Raw genomic sequence first — 14,521 nt, forward strand, 5'->3', positions numbered from 1 at the left:
TCCCCCTAATTAAAACTTCTCTGGATTTAATAATGCATACACTAAATACACTGTAATTGCTGCGACAATAACCGATAAGACAATCATCATGATTGTTTTCCTTCTTTCACAACTTTATCTGACCAACTTGCAAGACTTGCCATCGATGCAACTAATAAAATAAAAATCCCGACCATTACAACATCTAACATAGCTATCCCTCACTTCTTTTGTTAAAATTTACCATTTAAATATTAAAAAAGAACACTGAGCTCTACTCAGTGTTCAAAAATGAACAACAAAAAGTAAACCTCCTCTCTAAACGCTTACGAGGTTAGCTGTCGGATTCGGGCCTAAAGAGTAGCCCTACTTTCAAAACTGAAAGATTCACCCCAAGTGACGATGCACAAAATTGGTTCCCCCGCTCCATTTCTGGAACTCAGCGATTTTAGGTTTTTTTGGAAATTTTATGAATGATTTATGAGAGTAAATATACTCCTCTATATTTCACTTGTAAAGGGGTAAATTACTGAAAATAATAATATTTACATTCATTTAAACGCTTACATTGAAGATTATTACTATTATTTCATCTATTTTCTTTATTTCTCTTCTTTTTTCTTAAAAATGACCTTTTAAATATGAAATAAAAAGAGCGAATGACATGAAGTGCATAGCTTGTCGCACTCAGCATTCGCTCTTTTTTATTCAACCTTTATTCTCCTCGTAAAAATGCACGTAAATTTCTCCCGCGAATATAAACTTGTGTCAATTCTGCATGTAGCTGCTCATACTCGGTAATATCCATCTCTAAATACAAAGCATCTTTTGATGGTAATATAATATATGGCCCTGGAAAAAGGGGATCGATCTGAACCAATTCTTGAACTCGCTCTACCGATACTGCCCAACGATTTGCTATATCTCCAAGTAATAATACCTTCATCATTTCTTCCCCCGCCCTATTCAAAAAATAAAAAAGAAATATTATCACAATTTGTAAACACGACAAACTTAGCTCCAATTGTTTCATAGAGCCTCGCTGGATATCGTTTATTCCTTGTAACAACAGTAATAGGTGCTTGAAAAGAAAAGCGAATGTGTTCTGTGAAAAAACTAACGATTGGAAGCTCATCCCCTAGTAAAATCACCTTCTTAATACACTCACAAATACTAGTAAAGTCCTGCTCCTTACTGCAGCTATAAGTCCAATCAAACCCACAATTCCTAACTTCAGCCGCTATCTCTTCATTTGCTGTACAAATAATTAACTCATGTTGAAATGATACTAGCTCTCTTAAACTCTTTATCTTGTTCTCTTCTCCAACACAAATAAGTGTTAGTTCCATGTACCTCATCCTCCTTAGTATAAAAGAAATCAAGCATAGATTGATATTCCCCTATACTAATCAGATCGATGAAGTGATGTATCCATCATGGCACCGTCCTCTCTCAAGACGCTTACGAAGTTAGCTGTCGGATTCGGACTTTGAGAGTAGCCCTACTTTCAAAATTGAAAGATTCACCCCTAGTGCCGACGCACAAATTGGTTCCCCCGCTCCATATAATTGGACTCAGCGTTTACAAAAAATATATTCTGGCTGATATATTACTCCTGTATTTTGAAAAAGTAAACAGAAAAAAAGCCAGTTATCAAACTGACTTTTTACTCACCTATGCGCGCGTTTTATTCAACTTATATGCAAAATGATTCGTCGGCCCATGGCCACTACCAATATTCAATGGCTCTTCAATTGCTATACTAATAAATCGTTTTGCTTCTTGAACAGCATCTTCAATTGAGTATCCTTTCGCAAGTCCTGCTGTAACCGCTGAAGCAAATGTACACCCACTTCCGTGCGTTTGCTTTGAAGGAATTCGCTCGCTTCTAAACTCAATAAATTTTTCTCCATCAAAGAGGAAATCAATTACTTCATTACCTTGATATTCTGCATGTCCGCCCTTCATAAGCACATATTTAGCACCTAATTCGTGCAATACTTTTGCAGCTTCCTTACTATCTTCAACGTTATGAATCTCCATCCCAGTTAACACTTCTGCTTCTGGGACATTCGGTGTTATAACAGTTGCTACTGGTAATAAATATTCTTTTAATGCTTGAACTGCTTCTTGCTGTAATAATGATGCACCGCCTTTTGCAATCATAACGGGATCTAGCACAATATTATTCCAGCCAAACTTTTTAATTTGTTCTGCAACAATTTGAATTATTTCACTACTAAATAACATTCCTAGTTTCACTGCATCTGGTGTTAAATCCGTACCAATTGAATTCAGCTGTTCTGTAACACCTTCTAACGGAACAGGATATACCCCTTGAACGCCAAGCGTGTTTTGAGCAGTAATTGCCGTAATAGCCGTCATTCCGTATACACCAAGCTCTTGGAATGTTTTTAAATCTGCCTGAATTCCAGCACCGCCGCCGCTATCAGACCCTGCAATTGTTAAAGCTTTATTCACTTTCATCCCACTCATCCTTTTCTATCCAAAATAGCGATGATAAATCGTTTTTGCTTCGCTTATATCTTTCGTTCCATGTACAAGCACACGGCCATCTTTAAAGGCGACTAACCTCTTGTCTTCAACAGAAAATGATAGTAAATATGGATTTACATTTAAATCATTCACACGACCTTCCAGCAACTCTTTATATTGTTCAAAATTCATTTCCTCTTTATGAGGTGGTCTAATTTGAACTGTATTTCGCCCGCATAAAACTGCTGTTTTTGATGTGTTCTCTTTATTTAAATACGGATATAATGCATTCTCTCCGCATGAAGGACAATTATGCTGGCGAAGCTTTTGCACATTCATACATGAATACTCATTCTTCCACATATCAAACGATACAAGCCCATCTCGAAGTGATTCGTAATCTTCTACTAACAGTTTAAGAGCTTCTGTTACTTGATGAGAAACGACAAGAGATACAGCAGGTGATATAATACCGGCTGTATCACATGTTGCCCCGCCAAGCGGAATCGACTGTAATAAACATGATAAACATGGTGTTTTACTAGGAAGGATTGTGTAAGAAAGACCGTAACTACCTACACATGCACCGTAAATCCATGGAATAGAATATTTTTGTGCTATATCATTCACAATAAAGCGTGTTTCAAAATTATCAGTCGCATCAATAATTACATCAACATTTGTAACAAGTTCTTCTAACTCTTCAGCTGTTACATCTTGAACGAGAGCTTCTATTGTTACATCGCTATTAATCTCTTCTAAACGTTTTTTAGCCGCTATAGCTTTTGGAAGATTATTCTTTACGTCGCTCTCTGCATACAATTGTTGTCTTTGTAAATTACTCCAATCGACATAATCACGGTCAACAATTGTTATCTTGCCAACACCTGCTCTTACAAACATCTCTGCATTTGCACTACCTAGTGCGCCCGCGCCGATAATAAGCACATGCTTTTCTCTTATCTTTTGCTGGCCTTCTTCCCCAATCGGAGAAAATAATTCTTGGCGAGAATATCGATTATTCAACTACGCTCATTCCTTCTAAAGGACTACTTGCCGTTGCACAACGTTTACGTGCAATACGACCTGCTTCAAAGCCTAAACGTCCTGCCTCAATACTTAATTTCATTGCTTGTGCCATCTTAATAGGATCTTTTGCTCCTGACACAGCCGTATTTAATAACACACCATCCGCTCCTAATTCCATTGCAAATGCCGCATCAGCTGGGCTACCAATACCGGCATCAACGATAACTGGTACTGTCGCTTGTTCAATAATGAAGCTCAAATTTAATGGATTTACAATACCAAGTCCTGATCCGATTGGAGATGCTCCTGGCATAATCGCATGCACGCCAAGTTCTTGTAATTTACGTGCTAATACAACATCATCAGATGTATACGGAAGTACGATAAATCCTTCTTCCAGTAACATTTCAGATGCCTTTAACGTTTCTACCGGATCCGGTAATAACGTTCTATCATCACCAATAACTTCTACCTTTATCATGTCACAAAGCCCAGAAGCTTTTGCTAATTTTGCAATACGAACAGCCTCTTCAGCGTTTTTTGCCCCTGCTGTATTTGGTAATAACGTATATTTTTTCACATCAAGTTTCTCTAATAAATTAGGTTGCTTTGCATCAAAGATATCCATACGACGTACTGCAAACGTTAAAATTTCAGCTTCAGAAACGTCAATTGCTTTTTGTTGTACGTCAAAATCAGGGAATTTACCTGTTCCTAATAAAAGTCTAGAATGAAATGAAAATGGCCCAATGTTTAACATAATCAACCGCCTCCTACGAAAGTTACAATCTCAATTTGGTCTCCATCAAAAACAGATGTATCTGTATGATCATCTTTTTGTAAAATATCTTTATTACGCTCTACTACAACAATTCTGTTATCTAGCTCTAAATGTGTAAGTAGCTCAGCTACTGTTTTTACACTCGCTGGCACTTCAATTTGGTTACCATTAATTTTTAATTTCAAACTTCCATCCCCTTTCTAAACTCTTCTAGAAAGCAATGAATCTAGTAAATGATTCTCTTGCTTTCCTTCTATTAAATCGGCCATATATTGGCCAGAAATAGGACTTAATAAAATACCGTTTCGATAATGGCCCGTGCAAGCATAGAAACCTTTTATTTCTTCATGCTCTCCCATATAAGGAGCTTCATGATTCGATTGTGGTCTTAACCCTGCCCACGTGCTTTCCCATTCTGCTCCTTTTAAAGCTGGCAATATTGTATAAGCCCGCTCTAATATAGAAGTAATACTTTCTGGCTGTACAGTTTTATTGAACGTATGAGGCTTCATTGTTGCCCCAATTACGTAACGTCCACCGCGCTTTGGAGCAATATAAAATCTTTCTTGAAAAATAGGTGCTTTTAAAAGTTGTTTTCTACTTCTTACTGCAACCACTTCTCCTTTAACTGGATATGTACCCCAATCGCGGTGAAAATAACTTAGTAACTTCGTGCTCCATGAACCACCAGCAATAACAACTTTCTCGCATGCAATCATACCTTCACTTGTAACAATTCCGGTCACTTTATTATTTTCAATACGAATATCAAACACTTCTGTCTGTTCATATATATCCGCACCGGAAGTTGCCGCAGAATGTGCGAATGCTTTCGTAAGCTCTGGTGCAATAACGTGACCATCTTTCGGATAATATACTGCTCCTATAATGGATTCAGATAGGTACGGCTCTTTTTCCCGCAAATGGTTCCCCGTTAGAAAATAGGAATCTTCACCTGTTTTTTGCTGCCAATCCATAATGTGAAGAATTCTTTTCTTCTCATCTTCATTTTGAGCAATACGATAAATTCCTTTTTCTTCATATCCAATATCAATACCCGTCTTTTCACGTAAAACTGTTGCAAGTTGTGGAAATATAGCTCGGCTTTCTCTAGCAAGTTCAAATAGCGGATCATACGCATCCCATTCTGCTTGAACACCAAGTAAACCAGCAGCTGCTTTCGAAGCTTCCGATGCAATTCTTTGCTTCTCGACAATCGCTACTTTATGTCCTCTTTCTGCTAGAAAATGTGCAACTGAACTACCAATTACACCACCACCAATAATCGCTACATCATACTTCTCACACATGTTTTTCCGCCCACTTTCTTATTGATTCCTTATAAGATTTCGCTTTGCTATATGGGTTACTACTACTTATAATTCCGGACATAACTGCTATACCGCTTACACCGTTAGTAAGAACATCCATTGTGTTTTCTGGAGTAATTCCTCCAATTGCTGTAATCGGTATAGATAAACACCTTGAAATGTCTGCGATTTCTTCAAGCCCTCTCGCTGGCACACCTTTTTTACATTCTGTCGGAAATACATGGCCATAAACGAGTGAATCCGCTCCATTTTTAAATGCTACAATCGCTTCATCTAGCGAATGCACAGAATAACCGACATGCAAATACGAAAACTTTTCTTTCACTGACTTTACATCTGTGCTTCGATATCCTAGTTGAACACGAGGAATATTTAATAAAATGGCGATATCAATTCGATCGTTTATAACAATTTTAGAAGCTGGAAATCCCTCCATTAAAAGACCTTCTACCCCTTCATATAATTCCTTCGTACTCTTCTCACGCTCACGAATATGCAAATAATCAATCTCACTCTCAATCTGCATCGCTACATTCACTAACTCTTCGAATGACATATGGCCATTTGAGATTACGTGGAGCTCATTTTTCATATTCATTCGCCTACTTTAAAATATTTTCGAATAGCTCATCGGCCGGAACGATTTCTTTCGCCATTCCTTTGTCCTTCAGCCATTTATTTTGTTTCTCCCAAGACTCTTTTGAATCTGATAAGAATGGCTCATCTTTCGTTTCCATCTTCTCTAATAAAATTTTCATACTTTCCTTTTCAACTTCCGGCACAAGTGGGAAGTTTTCTTTTTCTTGATGATTTAATAAAATATTCAATGCTTCATCTGGGTTTTTCTTCATGAAATCATAGCCTTTTTTCGTACCACGTAAGAAAGCTTGCAACGCTTCTTTATCTTTTTTCAACGTTTTATCACCCGTTACAAACACAAGCTCATGATAATTTGGTACTCCGTAATCAGCTGGATTAAAGTACGCTGGTTCATGGCCTTCATGACGCATAACAGGTACTTCATGGTTAATGTACGCCCCTGTTACAGCATCTACTTTCTTCGTAATTAATGCTGGTACTAAATCAAATCCAACATCAACTACTTTCACTGTATCAGGATTACCACCAGCTTCTTTTACCATCGTTTTTAAATACATCTCACTTAAAGGTGTTCCAGAGTATCCTACTGTTTTTCCTTCTAAATCTTTCGGTGATTGAATGCCTGCTGATTTCAGTGATACAACATGATTTAATGGTGAACGTACGACAGCCCCAATTGATTTCACTGGAATTTGCTCATTCGCTCTCGCCATAACAACATCTGGCTGATAGTACAAGCCAACTGTCACCTTCCCTGCTGCTGCCAGTGTTAATGGATCAGTCGGATTAGAAGGGAATTTAATATTTACCTTTACACCTTCTTCTTTAAAGTATCCTTTTTCAATTGCTGCATAGATAAAGCTATGTACCGCATTTGGATACCAATCTAACATGACTGTTATTTCTTTCTCTTTTTTACTTTTGTCTGATGCTGAATTACTCGAACATCCTGCAATCATTGCAATTAATAATGTAAACACAAAGATGCGCTTTAAAAATTTCATGAATGCTTCCTCCAACTAATGAATTTCTTTTCTAATATGGAAATAAGTACGACGAAGAAAATAGCTAATAATGATAACAATACAATGGGTGCAAATACGCCAGCTCCATCTAACTGCGTCATCATTCTCTTACTGAAATACCCAAGCCCAGCTTGTGCACCGAGCCATTCTCCAATTGCTGCTCCGATAACACTAAGCGGAACTGCAATTTTTAAAGCTGAGAAAAAATAAGGAAGAGCAGACGGCAACTTTAATTTAAGAAAAATATCTCTTTTTGTTGCTCCATATGTAACTAAGAGCTCCTCCCATTCTTTTTTTGTACTACGCAGTCCATCATACGTATTGACCGCAATTGGGAAAAACGTAATTAAAACTGTGACAACAACCTTACTCCAAATTGTGTATCCAAACCATAAAACAAATAGCGGAGCAAGCGCAGTAATCGGAATCGTTTGTGAAGCAACTAATAATGGATAAAATGCTCTCTCCATCCATGTACTCGCATTCATTAACATCGCTAGCCCTACACCTAATACGATAGAGATAACAACACCTATTAAAACGACGTATAGCGTTGCAGGTAAATGAACTGTAAATAATATGTCTTTTAGTTTCCATATCTTCATTACAATCGCAGACGGTGACGGTAAAATGTACATCTCATCTACAATTCTTGCTCCTATTTCCCACACAGCAAGTAAAATACTAGAAAGTGTAATAGCAGGAACTAATTCTTTCAATTGGTTCATCACACAAGTACCTGCCTTTGTAACATACTAAGAAGCTCATCTTTCAGCGCTAATACTTCCGGTTTATATAAATCTTTTCGTGTTCTGTTATGATCAAGCGGTACAATCCGCTCAGTCAAAGTCGTTATCGGCTGCTGTTCCACTACTAAAACTCGGTTCGAAAGAAATAACGCTTCTTCAACATCATGAGTAATGAATAAAATTGTTTTTTCCCACTCTTGCCATTGTTCAAACAACCATTCTTGCAAAGAGGCCTTCGTTAAAGCATCTAACGCGCTAAACGGTTCATCTAATAACAATATCTCCCCGCCCGTTAATAAAGTTCGGATAAAAGATACGCGTTGCCTCATACCACCAGATAAATCTTTCGGATGTTTTGTCTCATATCCTTGTAAACCAAATTTATGTAACAGTTCCTTTGCCTTTACTTGTGCTTCGTTCTTCTGTACACCTTGGCACTCTAGCGGCAACGCGGCATTCTCAATAATTGTTCTCCACGGCAAAAGCATATCTTTTTGCGGCATATACCCTACAGGATGGTGCTTCGTTTCTGTCAGTTCTATCTGTCCAGTACTTACCTTCTCTAGACCTGTAATAAGGCGAAATAAAGTACTTTTCCCACATCCACTCGGTCCGATAATACTTACAAACTCTTTCTCGTGTATAGAAGCATTTAATTCATGGATGATTGGCTTCTCATCATAATGAAAAGAAACATTATGAAACTGTAGTATGTTCTTGCTCCTCAAATCCCCACATCTCCTTACGATAGGACATATCCCAGAATAAATATTCAAATCGACTGGAATATAGGAAAATCTCCTCTAATCGGTCTAGTTCCTTCTCAGACTTTCCAACTGCCATTTCATTTAATAAATCTATTAACCAAATACAAAGGTTACCATATTCTTCAGAACTATATCCTTGAATCCACTCACCAAAGAACTCATGATCTCTTGCCCCAGGAATATCATTTAAACGCTTTCCAATTTCCCAGTAACTCCACATACATGGAAGAAGCGCTGCTATTAATTCCGCAAGTGTGCCATTTTGAGATACAGACATCATGTAATTTGTATAAGCTAAATTTTTAGCAGATGGTTTCGCAGACTCTATCTCCTCTATAGAAATTCCAAGCCTTTTTGCATATTGTTTATGAATTGTCATTTCGCCATTTAATATTCCATCAATTTGTTCAGCAAACTTTCCCATTACTTGTGGATTCGTTGCTTTTACAACACCAATCGCATATAACTTTGCATAATCTAGTAGATATAAATAATCTCGAATAATATAATACTTGAATTTATCTTTTTCTAACGTGCCATCTCCCATACCCACTACAAACAGATGATTATGACTCATCTCCCAAACCGGTTGCACAGTTTCTAATAATCTATCGCAAAATTTCATTTCTCTATCCCCTTTCAATATATGTATCTAAATAAAAAACCACTTCTATATATAAGAAGTGGTTACAGCAAATAAAATTATACATTTATTCGATGTTCCACTTCCCTTCGCTAGTATTACCTAGATCAGGTGTTGTAAGGGTTAAGGATTATTCCTCTCTCAGCAAATCAAGCACCCCTAGTGGTTTCAATATGAAATTTTCAAATAAAAAAGCCCCGTTTCTATACGCAAAGAAACGGGGACTCATTGTTAGTGTCCGAATTGCTTCCCTACGCTAGCATAATCTAGATCAGGTAATAAAAAGGATCAAAGGCTTACGGCCTACTCTCAGCTGGCAACACCAGCTCTCCTAGCAAACTATAAAATTATCACTGTCAGTATAACACCCTAATAAGACATCATCAACTGTTTTAATTTTCTTAATTATCAACAAAATATCTAAATTATACAATGCATTCATTCTATTTTAGAATATAAAACCCTAATTAATCGTATAAAAAGGAATCATTATCCTCAAAAAATTTATTTTTATATTGATTTCATATTACATTTATGTGAATACACCCACTATATTATATCTTTATACTATAATAAAATTACAACTATACAACTAGAGGAGGTCTCTATTCCATGAATATGAAAGCTACTGCTTTAACAGCAACTACTGTAGCGATTGCTTCTTTACTTCCTTCTATGGGTGAAATAAATGTACAAAAAGCAAACGCTGAACAATTATCTAATATTAAAACTGGGTATGTCAAAGTTGACCAAGTAGCATTGCATACAGAAGATAATGTAAAAAGCACATCAATTGATACAATTCGCTTTAATACAAAAGTGAACATCCTTGAAACAACTAATGTTTGGTATAAAGTATCTGTTCATAATAAAGTAGGTTATGTACAAAAAGATGCTATTTTACTAAAAAACAAACTTCAATCTAATGATCAATACATCGTTAATGCTAATGCATTAAACGTTCGCTCTGAACCTAATTTAGAATCTTCTATTTTAGATGTATTACCAAATGGCAAGTTTATTACCGTTCAAGAAGATCAAGGCGAATGGTATAAAATATCACATAATGGCCAAACAGGTTACGTACAAAAAACATTCATCTCTAATGGTTCACAACCCTTAGTAAAAGGAATCACCGTTCAAAATAATACAAAATATACTGTTGCAACATCTAATCTAAATGTACGTAGCAACGCTAGTACAAGTAGCGCTCTACTCGGTTCATTACAAAACGGTACACAAGTACAAGTAGTAGAAACTGTAGGAACTTGGTATAAAATTCGTTTTGGCACAGGATACGGATATGTAGCAAAACACTATGTAGTACAAAATCAACCACAAGCTAAAACAGATCAGCCTTCATCAATTCCAGCTGCTTTCAAATTCCCCGCTCAAGGAAGAATTAGCTCAACCTTTGATATACGCTGGGAACAAATGCATTATGGTATAGATATTGCCGCTCCAGGAAACGTCTCTATCCAAGCTGCTGCTGCAGGTAAAGTTGTGAAATCTTATTATTCAGCTAGCTATGGCAATGTTGTTTTCATTGCGCATCAAATCAATGGGAAATTATATACAACTGTTTATGCTCATATGAAGGATCGCACTGTACAAGCTGGTGATCAAGTACAAACTGGACAATTAATAGGTCATATGGGAAACACAGGTCATTCATACGGGCAACATCTTCATTTTGAATTACATAATGGAGAATGGAATTTTGAAAAAACAAATGCAGTAAATCCACTGCCATATTTAGTTAGGTAAATTGTATGCCACGCAATATACCTCTTATAATTGAATACGTAGCCTTTTTAGGTTTAATCTGTTGTTTAATCATTTACAATACAAACATTGTATTTTTATCTATTATTATTGCTTTTGTTGCATTAGAAATTATGATGGAATCATTTCAAGTGCAACTAAAACAAAAAATTGCCCATATTTATAATGCTATTTTTCTTTTGAGTGCTCTCATAACAAATATAATTAGTAATGGCTTTTATTTATCTACTGTATTTCCAGTATTCTTTATGGCTGTTTTATTATTTGTAGCTAGATATATTAATGTCCCTTATAAACAAAAACAAGAACAAGAAGCTTAGAAAGAGGGGACACTGTGTACCAATCTTTCAAAGATACTCCAATAAAATACATATTGAATTTGTATAAGAAAGCCAATACTTTTTTTGGTATACAAGGAAGTTATACTGCACAACTTCTCCTATATGGAATGTTATTTCTTGTCTTAATCACTTTCTCCTTGTTTTACTAACAAAAAAGGATCTCACATAAACTGGAGATCCTTTTTAATTTATATTAATTTTTCATATCGAAAATATTGTTTATCCACAAGCATATTTTTCATAAATAAAGCTCAGATTATATTTTTTCTCTAAGCTCATTCGTTGTTCGTCATCGCACCAATAGAAAAGAATATCATGAATCGTTGCGTAACGCTTATTTTTAAGAAATAGCCTAAAGAATGATGGTAAACAATCATGTAATTGTATAAATATATAATTGCGTAGTGTTTCTTCTTTATATTCAATGCCCTTACAAATATACAGTAATTCTTCACAATAATATGCATGTTGTGGAACTTGTATCATTTCGAAAAATGGTACGTAAGATAGTAGCTTGCCAATAAAATGACCGTATCGATCCATTACTCCTAGCGTCATATGCTCCATCATTTCTTTCATCACATATAAATAATCATCTACATGAGTTGTCTTTAACGGGTCTAAGCGATCGGAAATTTGAGATAATACAGCTCTTTGACATGCTAAAACTGCCTGACTAGGTCCATAATATGATAGGAAATCTGTACACTTACGATATTTACGTAATAAATCATGTGTATATAAATCATATACGAAAGTATTACAATACATTGCTAAACTCATCATATCACTATTTAATTGCTCTTTTGATAATGATTTTGCTCTCTTGCACATATAAAAGAATGTAAATTCCAATACTTCTTTATGAGATAATAAATGTTTACACTCTGTTATACATTTCTCATTAAATTTAACTCTATCCCAAATTTCAATATCCCTATCTATCAACTCACCGATACGATATTTAATAATTAAATAGTTTAAAGCAACTGATTGCGTCAAAAGATCCCATGTTTCATATTCCAATGAAGTATGAACAAACTCAGCTAATCCTTGCGCTATCATAAAAGTATTTGCCTCTTCATACCAACCAATCTCTTGGCATAAGCGAAGAATACGCACTAAAGTTGGAATTTCATCTTTATGAAACTGCGGTAAATTCTTTACTTTATTCATGCCATATACGATAAATGCCGCTAAATTTTCTTCTTTATAAAATTCTTTCTCTTTCCATACTAATATAGTTCGTTCTTTCCCCTCACCTTTTGGGTGGCAAGGTACAAGCAAAGAAAATAATTCAGCGAAATTATTTGGTTCTATATATGTATCTGTAACCAAATTCCAATTTGGATCGCCCTGTACAGCCTTCATATAATTCCCCTTCCCTTTTCATCTATGTAGGAAATATTAATTTATTATCGTACTATTAAAAATTAATATTGTTATATTCGAAATCTATCATAATACTTATATCTATCAGTATATCATCTTTTCTCTTATTAAAAATTAAGAATAACAAATTTTAAAAAACTGTCGAAAGTATTCACCATATACTTATTATATAATGCCTCAGATACATCACGCTAACATATTAGTTTAATCCATATATACTAGAATAATGCATCTGAACTTTATATATAATTTAGCTCTTTATGAGTGACCATTAAAATCTTGGTTAATTAAATTTTCGATTTATTCCGTATGCTCTGAGATTTCGCTCAAGGCAAATCCAGCTTGATCATCTGCCGATTCCCTTATAGCTAAATCTCCTAGTGCTAACATGCCAATAAGCTGACCACTATCAACTACTGGTAACCGTCTAATTTGATACTGTGCCATTAGCTCTGTAGCTTTTTCAATAGAATCATTTGGAGAAACTGAGATAATATTTGTTGTCATTACATTTGTAATTTTATTAGATCCAGGATGTTTTTCAGCAATCCCTCGAACAACTAAATCTCGATCAGTAACAAGCCCAACAACTTGCTCATTTTCAACAACAGGAATTAATCCAACCGATTCTTCCTTCATTTTTACAGCTGCCTCATATACATTGTCTAGCGGTGTACAATGTACAATACGGGTACTCATTAAGTCTCTAACTCGTGTCATTATTTATTTCCTCCTTTTTATACATACCATAGCTTTTCCAAAATTCCTTTATTTATTTCTGGAAAGTAACATTATAAAAAGGATCAACAAAATAAAAAAGAGCCAGCATAATGCTGACTCTTTTTTGTATGACCCGTACGGGATTCGAACCCGTGTTACCGCCGTGAAAGGGCGGTGTCTTAACCACTTGACCAACGGGCCATGGCTCCGCAGGTAGGACTCGAACCTACGACCGATCGGTTAACAGCCGATAGCTCTACCACTGAGCTACTGCGGAATAATATATGGTGGGCCTAAATGGACTCGAACCATCGACCTCACGCTTATCAGGCGTGCGCTCTAACCAGCTGAGCTATAGGCCCATATACTTTACAGGGGCAGTAGGAATCGAACCCACACTGGAGGTTTTGGAGACCTCAGTTCTACCTTTAAACTATGCCCCTAAATGATGCCGGCTAGAGGACTTGAACCCCCAACCTACTGATTACAAGTCAGTTGCTCTACCAATTGAGCTAAGCCGGCATAAAAAAAATGGTGGCTCGGGACGGAATCGAACCGCCGACACGAGGATTTTCAGTCCTCTGCTCTACCGACTGAGCTACCGAGCCAACATAAATGGCGGTCCCGACCGGGGTCGAACCGGCGATCTCCTGCGTGACAGGCAGGCATGTTAACCACTACACCACGGGACCATTTGGTTGCGGGGACAGGATTTGAACCTGCGACCTTCGGGTTATGAGCCCGACGAGCTACCGTACTGCTCCACCCCGCGACAATATTAAATTAAAAAAATGGAGGAGGTAGAGGGATTCGAACCCCCGCGCGACTCTCGCCGCCTGTCGGTTTTCAAGACCGATCCCTTCAGCCGAACTTGGGTATACCT

Annotated in this window: 18 protein-coding genes, 8 tRNA genes and 4 riboswitches; of the genes, 2 read left to right on the forward strand and 24 right to left on the reverse strand. The window is 36.5% G+C overall.

Annotated features, from left to right (window positions below):
* Positions 1–9: 9 nt before the first annotated feature.
* The 14 genes from kdpF to tenA all read right to left on the reverse strand — a co-directional run bounded on the left by kdpF (position 10) and on the right by tenA (position 9,382).
* The gene (kdpF, locus tag C4S65_RS29235) at positions 10–90 is read right to left on the reverse strand and encodes a K(+)-transporting ATPase subunit F (protein ID WP_000973728.1); all 81 of its coding nucleotides are present in this window, start codon (positions 88–90) and stop codon (positions 10–12) included.
* Positions 87–191 (reverse strand): SipW-dependent-type signal peptide-containing protein, encoded by a 105-nt coding sequence (locus tag C4S65_RS29240; RefSeq protein WP_000887894.1) that lies wholly within the window; start codon positions 189–191, stop codon positions 87–89. The genes kdpF and C4S65_RS29240 overlap by 4 nt, the downstream gene beginning before the upstream one ends.
* A 97-nt stretch (positions 192–288) precedes the next feature.
* Positions 289–434, reverse strand: a riboswitch (cyclic di-AMP (ydaO/yuaA leader).
* A 260-nt stretch (positions 435–694) separates the two neighbouring features.
* Positions 695–928 (reverse strand): hypothetical protein, encoded by a 234-nt coding sequence (locus C4S65_RS29250; protein WP_002025339.1) that lies wholly within the window; start codon positions 926–928, stop codon positions 695–697.
* 13 nt (positions 929–941) lie between these two features.
* Positions 942–1,328, reverse strand: coding sequence for a hypothetical protein (locus C4S65_RS29255; RefSeq protein ID WP_000424064.1), 387 nt, complete (start codon positions 1,326–1,328; stop codon positions 942–944).
* A gap of 93 nt (positions 1,329–1,421) precedes the next feature.
* A riboswitch (cyclic di-AMP (ydaO/yuaA leader) is annotated at positions 1,422–1,569 on the reverse strand.
* 84 nt (positions 1,570–1,653) lie between these two features.
* Positions 1,654–2,466, reverse strand: a complete 813-nt coding sequence (gene thiD / locus C4S65_RS29260) for a bifunctional hydroxymethylpyrimidine kinase/phosphomethylpyrimidine kinase (RefSeq protein WP_000867391.1) — start codon at positions 2,464–2,466, stop codon at positions 1,654–1,656.
* Positions 2,467–2,481: 15 nt separating this feature from the next.
* Complete coding sequence (gene thiF / locus C4S65_RS29265; RefSeq protein WP_061667661.1) at positions 2,482–3,501, reverse strand: thiazole biosynthesis adenylyltransferase ThiF; 1,020 nt, start codon at positions 3,499–3,501, stop codon at positions 2,482–2,484.
* A complete protein-coding gene (thiG, locus tag C4S65_RS29270) occupies positions 3,494–4,264 on the reverse strand; it encodes a thiazole synthase (RefSeq protein WP_000931981.1) in 771 nt (256 codons plus the stop codon). The genes thiF and thiG overlap by 8 nt, the downstream gene beginning before the upstream one ends.
* 2 nt (positions 4,265–4,266) lie before the next feature.
* Positions 4,267–4,470, reverse strand: a complete 204-nt coding sequence (gene thiS / locus C4S65_RS29275; RefSeq protein ID WP_000768350.1) for a sulfur carrier protein ThiS — start codon at positions 4,468–4,470, stop codon at positions 4,267–4,269.
* Positions 4,471–4,485: 15 nt separating this feature from the next.
* Positions 4,486–5,595, reverse strand: coding sequence for a glycine oxidase ThiO (thiO, locus tag C4S65_RS29280; RefSeq protein WP_000333303.1), 1,110 nt, complete (start codon positions 5,593–5,595; stop codon positions 4,486–4,488).
* The gene (gene tenI, locus C4S65_RS29285; RefSeq protein WP_000787177.1) at positions 5,588–6,208 is read right to left on the reverse strand and encodes a thiazole tautomerase TenI; all 621 of its coding nucleotides are present in this window, start codon (positions 6,206–6,208) and stop codon (positions 5,588–5,590) included. Before tenI ends, thiO begins: the two co-directional genes overlap by 8 nt.
* Positions 6,209–6,218: 10 nt before the next feature.
* Positions 6,219–7,220: an ABC transporter substrate-binding protein gene (locus C4S65_RS29290; RefSeq protein ID WP_097959975.1), complete on the reverse strand. Its 1,002-nt coding sequence runs from the start codon at positions 7,218–7,220 to the stop codon at positions 6,219–6,221.
* Entirely contained in the window at positions 7,217–7,969 is a 753-nt protein-coding gene (locus tag C4S65_RS29295; RefSeq protein ID WP_001072530.1) for an ABC transporter permease, read from the reverse strand. The genes C4S65_RS29290 and C4S65_RS29295 overlap by 4 nt, the downstream gene beginning before the upstream one ends.
* Positions 7,969–8,718 carry an ABC transporter ATP-binding protein gene (locus C4S65_RS29300; protein WP_001256794.1) on the reverse strand — a complete coding sequence of 250 codons (750 nt, stop codon included), beginning with the start codon at positions 8,716–8,718 and terminating at the stop codon, positions 7,969–7,971. Before C4S65_RS29300 ends, C4S65_RS29295 begins: the two co-directional genes overlap by 1 nt.
* On the reverse strand, positions 8,687–9,382 hold the full coding sequence (gene tenA / locus C4S65_RS29305; protein ID WP_103945732.1) for a thiaminase II: 696 nt from the start codon (positions 9,380–9,382) through the stop codon (positions 8,687–8,689). Before tenA ends, C4S65_RS29300 begins: the two co-directional genes overlap by 32 nt.
* An 85-nt stretch (positions 9,383–9,467) precedes the next feature.
* Positions 9,468–9,571: riboswitch (TPP riboswitch) on the reverse strand.
* 60 nt (positions 9,572–9,631) lie between these two features.
* Positions 9,632–9,743, reverse strand: a riboswitch (TPP riboswitch).
* A gap of 269 nt (positions 9,744–10,012) precedes the next feature.
* On the opposite strand from tenA, the gene C4S65_RS29310 reads away from it, so the two are divergent.
* The gene (locus C4S65_RS29310) at positions 10,013–11,167 is read left to right on the forward strand and encodes an SH3 domain-containing protein (RefSeq protein WP_061667665.1); all 1,155 of its coding nucleotides are present in this window, start codon (positions 10,013–10,015) and stop codon (positions 11,165–11,167) included.
* A gap of 5 nt (positions 11,168–11,172) precedes the next feature.
* Complete coding sequence (locus C4S65_RS29315; protein WP_001137821.1) at positions 11,173–11,505, forward strand: hypothetical protein; 333 nt, start codon at positions 11,173–11,175, stop codon at positions 11,503–11,505.
* A 240-nt stretch (positions 11,506–11,745) separates the two neighbouring features.
* Here the strand turns inward: C4S65_RS29315 and C4S65_RS29325 are convergent, their stop codons facing one another.
* The 10 genes from C4S65_RS29325 to C4S65_RS29370 all read right to left on the reverse strand — a co-directional run bounded on the left by C4S65_RS29325 (position 11,746) and on the right by C4S65_RS29370 (position 14,410).
* Positions 11,746–12,897: a DUF3965 domain-containing protein gene (locus C4S65_RS29325; RefSeq protein ID WP_000648917.1), complete on the reverse strand. Its 1,152-nt coding sequence runs from the start codon at positions 12,895–12,897 to the stop codon at positions 11,746–11,748.
* 321 nt (positions 12,898–13,218) lie between these two features.
* The gene (locus C4S65_RS29330) at positions 13,219–13,638 is read right to left on the reverse strand and encodes a CBS domain-containing protein (RefSeq protein ID WP_000199019.1); all 420 of its coding nucleotides are present in this window, start codon (positions 13,636–13,638) and stop codon (positions 13,219–13,221) included.
* 129 nt (positions 13,639–13,767) lie between these two features.
* Positions 13,768–13,839 (reverse strand) — tRNA-Glu (locus C4S65_RS29335).
* Position 13,840: 1 nt separating this feature from the next.
* Positions 13,841–13,915: transfer RNA gene (locus tag C4S65_RS29340), tRNA-Asn, on the reverse strand.
* 8 nt (positions 13,916–13,923) lie between these two features.
* Positions 13,924–14,000: transfer RNA gene (locus C4S65_RS29345), tRNA-Ile, on the reverse strand.
* A 10-nt stretch (positions 14,001–14,010) separates the two neighbouring features.
* Positions 14,011–14,081, reverse strand: a tRNA-Trp gene (locus C4S65_RS29350).
* 6 nt (positions 14,082–14,087) lie between these two features.
* Positions 14,088–14,160 (reverse strand) — tRNA-Thr (locus C4S65_RS29355).
* Positions 14,161–14,170: 10 nt separating this feature from the next.
* Positions 14,171–14,246: transfer RNA gene (locus C4S65_RS29360), tRNA-Phe, on the reverse strand.
* A gap of 8 nt (positions 14,247–14,254) precedes the next feature.
* A tRNA-Asp gene (locus tag C4S65_RS29365) sits at positions 14,255–14,330 on the reverse strand.
* A 3-nt stretch (positions 14,331–14,333) separates the two neighbouring features.
* Positions 14,334–14,410, reverse strand: a tRNA-Met gene (locus C4S65_RS29370).
* Positions 14,411–14,521: the final 111 nt, after the last annotated feature.

It is taken from the genome of Bacillus sp. ok061 (assembly GCF_900108285.1).
In the GTDB taxonomy this organism is placed as follows: domain Bacteria; phylum Bacillota; class Bacilli; order Bacillales; family Bacillaceae_G; genus Bacillus_A; species Bacillus_A thuringiensis_S.